At 66.8% G+C, this 8,006-nt stretch carries 9 protein-coding genes; 7 read left to right on the top strand and 2 right to left on the bottom strand.

Annotated features, from left to right (window positions below):
- Positions 1–306: 306 nt before the first annotated feature.
- The 4 genes from AC14A7_RS06705 (at position 307) to AC14A7_RS06690 (ending at position 3,869) form a co-directional block, all read left to right on the top strand.
- Positions 307–1,548 carry a TadA family conjugal transfer-associated ATPase gene (locus AC14A7_RS06705; RefSeq protein WP_484007453.1) on the top strand — a complete coding sequence of 414 codons (1,242 nt, stop codon included), beginning with the start codon at positions 307–309 and terminating at the stop codon, positions 1,546–1,548.
- The gene (locus AC14A7_RS06700) at positions 1,545–2,414 is read left to right on the top strand and encodes a type II secretion system F family protein (RefSeq protein ID WP_484007451.1); all 870 of its coding nucleotides are present in this window, start codon (positions 1,545–1,547) and stop codon (positions 2,412–2,414) included. Before AC14A7_RS06705 ends, AC14A7_RS06700 begins: the two co-directional genes overlap by 4 nt.
- The gene (locus AC14A7_RS06695) at positions 2,402–3,349 is read left to right on the top strand and encodes a type II secretion system F family protein (protein WP_484007449.1); all 948 of its coding nucleotides are present in this window, start codon (positions 2,402–2,404) and stop codon (positions 3,347–3,349) included. The genes AC14A7_RS06700 and AC14A7_RS06695 overlap by 13 nt, the downstream gene beginning before the upstream one ends.
- 94 nt (positions 3,350–3,443) lie before the next feature.
- Entirely contained in the window at positions 3,444–3,869 is a 426-nt protein-coding gene (locus tag AC14A7_RS06690) for a hypothetical protein (protein ID WP_484007447.1), read from the top strand.
- A gap of 57 nt (positions 3,870–3,926) precedes the next feature.
- On the opposite strand, the gene AC14A7_RS06685 is transcribed toward AC14A7_RS06690, so the two are convergent.
- Positions 3,927–4,406 (bottom strand): MarR family winged helix-turn-helix transcriptional regulator, encoded by a 480-nt coding sequence (locus AC14A7_RS06685; protein WP_484007445.1) that lies wholly within the window; start codon positions 4,404–4,406, stop codon positions 3,927–3,929.
- A 73-nt stretch (positions 4,407–4,479) separates the two neighbouring features.
- Between AC14A7_RS06685 and AC14A7_RS06680 the strand changes: the two genes are divergently transcribed.
- Positions 4,480–5,646 (top strand): FAD-dependent oxidoreductase, encoded by a 1,167-nt coding sequence (locus tag AC14A7_RS06680; protein ID WP_484007443.1) that lies wholly within the window; start codon positions 4,480–4,482, stop codon positions 5,644–5,646.
- A gap of 33 nt (positions 5,647–5,679) precedes the next feature.
- Here the strand turns inward: AC14A7_RS06680 and AC14A7_RS06675 are convergent, their stop codons facing one another.
- Positions 5,680–6,210: an Ltp family lipoprotein gene (locus tag AC14A7_RS06675; RefSeq protein ID WP_484007441.1), complete on the bottom strand. Its 531-nt coding sequence runs from the start codon at positions 6,208–6,210 to the stop codon at positions 5,680–5,682.
- 447 nt (positions 6,211–6,657) lie between these two features.
- Between AC14A7_RS06675 and AC14A7_RS06670 the strand changes: the two genes are divergently transcribed.
- Together AC14A7_RS06670 and AC14A7_RS06665 are read left to right on the top strand one after the other, a co-directional pair.
- Complete coding sequence (locus AC14A7_RS06670) at positions 6,658–7,470, top strand: hypothetical protein (protein ID WP_484007439.1); 813 nt, start codon at positions 6,658–6,660, stop codon at positions 7,468–7,470.
- Positions 7,471–7,596: 126 nt separating this feature from the next.
- Entirely contained in the window at positions 7,597–7,812 is a 216-nt protein-coding gene (locus tag AC14A7_RS06665) for a hypothetical protein (protein ID WP_484007437.1), read from the top strand.
- Positions 7,813–8,006 lie beyond the last annotated feature (194 nt).

Below are 8,006 nucleotides of genomic sequence, written 5' to 3'. Positions count from 1 at the left end.
CGTCGACGGCCTTCTGCAGCTGCTGCTCGACTGCCGCATCGAGCTCGTCCGGTGATAGGGGCCCGTTGAGCGCGCCGAGCACGCTGACCCCGACAAGCACGACCGCGACGATGTTGCCGGTGATGACGAGCGCTCTCTTGGTGCCTTTTCGCATGGTGATCCTCCGTTGGTGGTTTCCCCGACGGTAGAAGCGGCCGGGGGAGTGGAGGAATGGATGCCCGGCGACCGGTCGATCTGCGCCGCCAAGTGGTCGCCGCTTGTGGACAACCCGCGCCGCCCTCGCGCCGTGGCGAACAGGATGTCGGCATGCCAACCACCGCGCTCGCCAGCCCCATCGTGGTCATCGCAGAGCAGGTGCGCGAGCGGGTTCGCCGCGACGGGGCCGATCTCGGAGCCGATGCAGAACTCGTCGGCCGCTACGTGCGCGACGAGATACGTCGCTACAGCGAGCGGGCGCTCGGCGGATCGGTCCCCCTTTTGGAGGACGAGGCGCTCGCCACCCGCCAGGTCGTCGCAAGCCTCACCGGCTTCGGCGCCCTGCAGCCGTTCTTCGACGACGCCTCGATCGAGGAGATCTGGATCAATGCCCCCGACCGCGTCTTCGTCGCCCGCAACGGCGTGGCTGAGCTCACCGGCGTCGTGCTCACCGACTCCGAGGTGCGCGACCTCGTCGAGCGCATGCTGCAGTCCTCCGGCCGGCGGGTCGACCTCAGCTCGCCGTTCGTCGACGCATCGCTGCCCGACGGCTCGCGGCTCCACGTCGTCATCCCCGACGTGACCCAGCGCCACTGGGCGGTGAACGTGCGCAAGTTCTCCAGCCGCATCCGCGACCTCGCCACCCTCGTCGAGCTCGGCTCGCTCACCAACCAGGCGGCGGAGTTCCTTCGCATGAGCGTGCTCGCCGGAGCCAACATCCTGGTCTCTGGGGCGACGCAGAGCGGCAAGACGACGATGCTCGGCGCGCTGCTGTCGACCGCGCGACCGGGCGAGCGGGTGGTCACCGTCGAGGAGACCTTCGAGCTCGACCTCGCAGCCGCCGACCATGTTGCGATGCAGTGCCGCCAGCCGAGCCTCGAGGGCGCGGGAGAGATCAGCCTCCGCCGCCTCATCAAGGAGGCGCTTCGCATGCGGCCAGACCGGCTCGTGGTCGGCGAGGTGCGCGAGGCGGAGTCGCTCGACCTCCTCATCTCCCTCAACAGCGGGCTGCCGGGCATGTCGTCGATCCATGCGAACAACGCTGCCGACGCCCTGGTGAAGCTCTGCACCCTCCCCCTTCTCGCTGGCCGCAACATCGACTCGTCATTCGTGGTGCCTACGGTCGCATCCACGATCGACGTCGTGGTGCACTGCGAGCTGCAGCGCAACGGCAAGCGTCGCGTGGTCGAGATCCTTACTCCGTCGGGGGCCAGTGCCACCGGCGGCATCGACGGCGTTCTCCTGTTCGAGCTGCGCGAGGGGCAGCTGCGGGCCACCGGGCTGCAGCCCGCGCGTCTGGCCAAGTACCGACGTCACGGCTTCGACCCGTCGTCGCTGCTGGTGCAGTCATGAGCGTCGCCGTCGGCCTGCTGCTCGGCGCGGGAGTGCTGCTTATCGTCTCGCCCTTCCTGTGGCCGTCAGAATCCACGGATGCCGAGGCCCGCACCACGGGTCGCCTCGGCTCCGCGCTGCACGCCACCCTCTCGCAGGCCGGCCTGCCGCGGGTGCGGCCCGGCACGGTCGCGGTGGTGTCGCTCATGGTCGCTGCTGCGGCATCCGCGGTCACCTTCGCGCTGCTGCCGGTCTCCGCTCTCGCCCTCGCCGTGGGGCTCGTCGTCGGGGCGATGCCCGCCGTCGTGATCTCGCTGCGCGCCCGCTCCCGCCGCAGGGCCACGCGGGTGCTCTGGCCCGATGTCGTCGACCAGCTGGTGTCAGCGGTGCGATCCGGCCAGTCGCTTCCCGACAGCATCGCGTCGCTCGCCAGCAGTGGTCCGGTCGCCACGCGCGAGCCGTTCGCCCGGTTCGAGCAGGACTACCGCACGACGGGCAACTTCGGCCTGTGCGTCACCGAGCTCAAGGCGACCCTCGCCGACCCGGTTGCCGACCGCATCCTCGAGACCGTTCGCATGTCGCGCGAGGTCGGCGGTAGTGAGCTCACGACGGTGCTGCGCAACCTCGCGGCCTACCTTCGGCAGGAGGCCGCGATCCGCTCCGAGGTAGAGGCGCGGCAGTCGTGGGTGGTCAACGCGGCTCGGCTCGGCGTTGCTGCGCCCTGGATCGTGCTGCTGCTTCTCGCAACACGACCGGAGGCCGCGGCCGCCTACAACACCGCGGCGGGCGCCGTGCTCATCGTCGGTGGACTCGGCGTCTCCGTCGTCGCCTACCGGCTGATGATCGCGATCGGCCGCATTCCAGAAGAGCGCAGGTGGTTCCAGTGAACTCGACCATGGCGTGGGGCATCGCCTGCGGGCTCGCCCTCGGCCTCGGGCTGTGGTCGATTGTCAGCCTGGTTCCCCGGCTCAGCAGGCCAACCTTGAGCAGCCGGGTTGCACCCTACGTGCTCGACGTCTCGGCCGAGGCCCGCCGACTCGTCGCCCGCACGCCGAGCGACCCGCTTCCCGTGCTCGGTGCGGTGCTCTCACCGCCGGTCGCGGCCCTTGCCCGGGTCATCGGCGACCTGGCGGGCGGCGCCGAGTCGACGGCCCAGCGGCTGCGGCAGGCGGGGCTCGCCATGTCGGTTACCGACTTCCGCAGTCGGCAGCTCGTATGGGCGGCGATCGGCGGAGTGCTCGGTGTCGCCATCGCGATCGGGGCGAACCGCTTTCAGGGTGTGCCGGTGATCGCCCAGGCTGGCATCGTCATCCTGTTCTGTGTTGGCGGATTCGTGGCGCGCGACTACCTGCTGCAGCGCGATGCGCGAGCGCGCCTAGCCCGCATGCAGGCAGAGCTGCCGACCGTGCTCGAGTTCCTCACGCTGAGCCTCTCGGCTGGCGAGGGCATTCTCGACGCCGTGCGTCGCATCTCGCGCATCAGCCGCGGTGAGCTGGCCCGCGAGCTCGCCCTCGTCGTGGCAGAGACCAATAGCGGAGTGGCGTTCACGGATGCCGTGAGGAGAACCGCAGACGCCCTGCAGCTGCCGCCGTTCTCCCGCTTCACCGAGCAGCTCACGGGCGCGCTCGAGCGCGGCACCCCGCTCGCGGAGGTGCTGCGGGCCCAGGCCCAGGACGCCCGCGACCAGGCCAAGCGCGAGCTGCTCGAGTCGGCCGGCCGCAAGGAGGTCGCGATGCTCGTGCCGCTGGTCTTCTTGATCCTGCCCACCACAATCGCCTTCGCGATCTTCCCCGGGATCATGGTGCTGCAGGTGGGGTTCTAACTGCCGCTGCGGGACCAAAGGCCCTTTCAGCCCTCCACCCCTCTTCCTACGGTCAGTAGATCGATCAGGCTGTTCGTAAGAAGGGAGCGAAGGAATGCGAAAGAGGATGTTGGCGGCGGTGCTGCTCGCGGTGGCCAGCCTCGGGGTTGGAGTTGCGCCCGCGACTGCTGCGGTGACAGCCGCCTCCACCGTGACGGGTCGCGCACCTGCTGATGTGCGGATCCTGCCGGGAGCGCGGCTCTCGGAGAACGGCACCGTGCTCACCGTGCGGGTGCGTCTGTCCTGCCAGCCGGGAGCGCTATGGGAGGGATTCATCAACGCCACCCAGGGTGCAGCTCTCGCCAGAGGAGACCTGCCACTGAATTGCGACGGTCGGCGCCACGTCGAGACGGTGAAGCTCTACCACTTCCCGAGCACGCCGGTCTTCGTGCGAGGAAGGGTGTCGATCAGCGCCGTGATCATGGACGAGAACACGCTGGAGATCTACGCGCGTGACACGCGCACGGTGCGGGTGTGCTGAGCGGGTCTCCGCAGCGTTAGCACGCTATCCGGGCATCGTTGCGCTGCAGCCCTGGTGCTAGCCCTCAGTGCGCAGGCGCTCCAGCTCGTCGCGGTTGATCTCGCCCGCCCGCTCAAAAAGCTCGACGGCAAGCGCGAGGTCGTGCTCGCTCAGAGTGCGCAGGTAGTCGGCCCAGCGATCGCCGACGCGACCGTAGATCGGGCCGACCTTCGCCATGACGGTCTCGATGACCGCAGAGACGATGACGCGTCGGCGATCGCCGACATCTCGCTCCCGCGTGACGTAGCCGGCCTTCTCCAAGCGGTCGATGACGGCCGTGATCGAGCCCCCGGCGGTCAGGCCGGTGCGCTCCGCCAACTCGCCCGGCGTTGCCGGTCCTTGGCTGATGAGGATGCTGACCGTCTGCATGTCGGTGCTGTTGAGACCGCCGTGTCTCGCCACCGCATCCTGGAACAGCACGGCAGACGACATGAAATCGCGCATCACGTCGCCCATGCGCGCGATCGCCGCGTCGCTCGTTGACAGCTCGTCGGTCATTCCCTATTCTCTCTAAATACGAGAGACTCTATTTGCGAGAGTCTCGTCTATTTCAAGAATACAAGGAGTCGGGATGCCACGGGCACTAATCATCGGAAGCGGCGTTGCGGGGCCGGCCATCGCCATGCTTCTCGCGAAGGACGGCTGGGATGTCGAGGTCTTTGAGGCGAACGCGTGGCCTGAGAAGTACGACGGCCTCTTCCTCAACGTCGCGACGAACGGCCTTGCCGTTCTGGATCAGCTCGGGCTTCGCGACAGGCTCGACGGTCATCGGTCGCCGCGCATGGTGATGTGGAGCAGCACGGGAGCCCAGCTGGGCGTCGTTCCCAACGGCCCCGCCCGCGAGCCGGAACGCGGGAGCGTCGTCGTGCGCCGCGGCCAGCTGCATGCCGTGCTCGGCGAGGGGGCGGCGGAGGCGGGAATCCCGGTCACCTATGACTCGCGACTCGTGTCCATCGAGGAGACGGAGGCGGGGGTGCGTGCGACGTTCGCCGACGGTCGCGGTGCCACTGGCGACATCCTGATCGGCTGCGATGGAGTGCGATCGGTGACTCGCGCGTGGATCGACCCGGCCTCGCCCGCCCCGACGTACAGCGGCCTCTTGGGGCTGGGCGGCTTCTGCCGGGTCGCCGGGCTCGCCCCCACCCCCGACACGCAGCACATGGTCTTCGGCCGTCGCTCGTTCTTCGGATACCTCGTGAGGGATGACGGCACCGTCTACTGGTTCGCCAACATCACTGCTTCAGAGCACAGTCGCGACCCTGACTGGATCGGCCGACTGCGCGAGCTGCATGCCGACGACCCGTATCCTGTGCCGCAGATACTCGCCGCGCAGACCGAGCCGGTGCCGGCCTACCCGATCCACGACCTGGTCGGCGTGCGCCGGTGGAGCCGTGGACGCGTCGTCGCCGTCGGAGACGCCGTGCACGCGACGTCACCGAGCGCTGGTCAGGGTTCATCGCTCGCGCTCGAGGACGCTGCCGTGCTTGCCCGCTGCCTCCGCGATGTCGACGACCATGAAACCGCGTTCGCCGAGTACCAGCGCCGTCGCCAGCCGCGCGCCGAGCGAATCGTTCGGTATGCCCGTGCCATCAACGCTCAGAAGCGGGTGACGAAGAGCAGGCTCGGCATCGCCATCCGCGACGCGATGATGCCGCGCTTTCTCGCCAAGGCATCCGACGACACCCGCAACGACTGGCTGTACAACTACCGCGTCGACGACGTGGAGGAGCTGCGCTAACGAGTGATGGATGCCGTGTTGGACGGCATGCCTCTACAGGCCGACGGCAGTCACTCCGAACTCTGCTTCGGCAGCCGTGAAGCCGCCGAAGATCAACTGGTCGATGAGACCGCTTCGTGAGAAGGACGTGAAGTCGAGATAGTCCTGGGCGGCGAGCGCCGCCTGCGCGTTCCAGTCCGTTCCGAGTGCGTCAACCCCGTATGTGGCGTCTTCGGTGGAGTAACCCTCGAACTCGAGCTGATCGATGAGCCCGGTTCGAGAGAACGCGGTGAAGCCCAGGTAGTCTTCAGCGGAGCTCCGTGCGTTCGCCTGGTTCAACGTCTCGACGACTTCTGGAACCACTTCTTCCAGCGGCTCCGCCTCGACCGTGTCTTGGGGCGCCGGATCGGCTTCTGAGCTGCTTTCGCTCGTGAAAGCAGGCTGAGGTGCCGGCGTGATGCTTCCGGCATTTGCAATTCCGACGATGAGAGCAGCCGTCGTCGCGAGCGAGGTGATCGCGGCAAGGCCTCCGAGAATCAGACCGATGAGGGCGAGGATCTTGTTCTGCTTCTTCGCGAGCGCCATGGCTCCCAGCACGACAGCTGCGCCTCCCGCAATTAGCCCCCAGATCGGCGCGAGTCCCGAGACGAACGCGATGATTCCCACAACGAGAGCGATGATGGCAAGTGTCGAGGAGCGAGTCGTCGGTACCACTGAGTTCGCGACCTCGGCGTCGTCTGGTGTGCTGGCGGGCTCGGGTGCGCTAGGGATGCTCATGTTCTCATCCTGTCGGTAAAGGTGAGGAATACCCGCCCCCCAATACAGGGTGCATCGCGTCAGAGCCGGACTTGTGGATAACCATCGCGAGCGAGGGGTATCCATCTAGACAATGTCGACATGAACTCACTCAAGCGACTTGCCGACGACGACCGCGGCGACGTACCCGGCTGGGTGCTCATCACGCTCATGACCGCCGGGCCGGACTTGACCCTCTAGTCAGGAGCTTAACTTGCCCGCGCTAGCATCCATAGCGTGATGATCGCGGACGAATCCACCCATCGGGCACTGGCTTACGTCGCGGCCGCCACTCGGAGCGGTAACGGTCTCGACGTCGGGGCCCTCGAAGCTTTCATGCGCGCGCCAGACAAAAGGAAGCCTCTCTACGAGAGCACTCTCACCAAGTCACTCCTCGGCTCTGTTGCATCGCTCCAAGACGCTTTCGGGATGACTGGCCGCCAGATTTCGCCGGGCGAGAGTTGGGCCGAGTACTTTGAACGGTTGCGGTGGGCGTCGGTCGAGAGGGGTACCCTTCGGCTCACCGATCTCGGTCGAAACATCCTCCGGGAGCTAGACAATCCGACCGTCGATCTAGACAGCGACGACCCGGTGACGGTAATCATCGACCCGAACGATCAGTTCGCCTATGTCCGTGTTTTCGAGCGGATCAGCTCGCAGGGTGCGGGAATGCTGATCGACCCGTACCTTGACACCGCACAGCTGCTGAATGTGCTTCAGATTCCCTCAGTCAACCGCATCCTGACGGGTTCAAGGAAGGTATCCGAGCACCCGCTCATGGCTATGGCTCTCGGGAGTATTAGTGACCCACCCGAACTCCGTTGGATGCCGCAAGAACATGTCCACGATCGCTACTTCATCCCTGATTCGGGTGATTTGCTCGTCTTTGGCACCAGTCTCAATTCGATCGCGAAGCGTCCTGGCATCATCATCCCGGTGAAAGACCCGGCAGCCGTCGGAGCCACGCGCAAGGAATATGGGCGCCTGTGGAGAAAGGCTACGACGCTCGCGCCGGTCGTGGGCGACGGGGGTGCGACTCAAGAGGAGTAGGCCGCCAGACGCCAGCCCGACACCGCGTCGCGTGAGGCGCCTTTCGTGAGTCGCTAGACGCGGCCGGCGAGCGCCCGAATCGGTGTTAATGTCCTCGTGTGTGGCGTCGCCACGAGAGGGAGACCGATGGACGTCAACGCGCCGATAGCTGCACTCGTAGAGCACGAGTTCGGCGAGCCGTTCGATTACTTCACCGGGCCGGACGACGAGAACCTCGCCCCGGTCGCCGTCCTCGACGACGGGCAGGGCGGCACCATTGAGGTATACGCCGATAGGAGCTTTTGCACGAAGGCGGACGGTCGCCTAGCGCCCGCCAATCCGGAGACGCTCAGCGCCCCGTAGACGAACGAAAGGCCCCCGGCCGGTGCGTACCGGGCCGAGGGCCAAAGGTCGCTCCACTGAGCGCACAGGGTTAATCATTGAGTGCTGTGTTTGTCTACTCGCTAGGGTGTGAGCATGCGAGCCTCACGACAGCTAGCGAGGCGAAAATCGAAGCCGTCTAGGCGGAAGCTGTGGGTCGCCGAGTGGGCGGTCTC

This window comes from Conyzicola sp. (genome assembly GCF_057073975.1).
This window is presented reverse-complemented; position numbering and strand designations above follow the sequence as displayed.

Coding starts and splice junctions, on each gene's coding strand:
- AC14A7_RS06665 (WP_484007437.1), top strand. CDS start 7,597: ATGGACGTCAACGCGCCGATAGCTGCACTCGTAGAGCACGAGTTCGGC.
- AC14A7_RS06680 (WP_484007443.1), top strand. CDS start 4,480: ATGCCACGGGCACTAATCATCGGAAGCGGCGTTGCGGGGCCGGCCATC.
- AC14A7_RS06700 (WP_484007451.1), top strand. CDS start 1,545: ATGAGCGTCGCCGTCGGCCTGCTGCTCGGCGCGGGAGTGCTGCTTATC.
- AC14A7_RS06690 (WP_484007447.1), top strand. CDS start 3,444: ATGCGAAAGAGGATGTTGGCGGCGGTGCTGCTCGCGGTGGCCAGCCTC.
- AC14A7_RS06705 (WP_484007453.1), top strand. CDS start 307: ATGCCAACCACCGCGCTCGCCAGCCCCATCGTGGTCATCGCAGAGCAG.
- AC14A7_RS06685 (WP_484007445.1), bottom strand. CDS start 4,406: ATGACCGACGAGCTGTCAACGAGCGACGCGGCGATCGCGCGCATGGGC.
- AC14A7_RS06675 (WP_484007441.1), bottom strand. CDS start 6,210: ATGGCGCTCGCGAAGAAGCAGAACAAGATCCTCGCCCTCATCGGTCTG.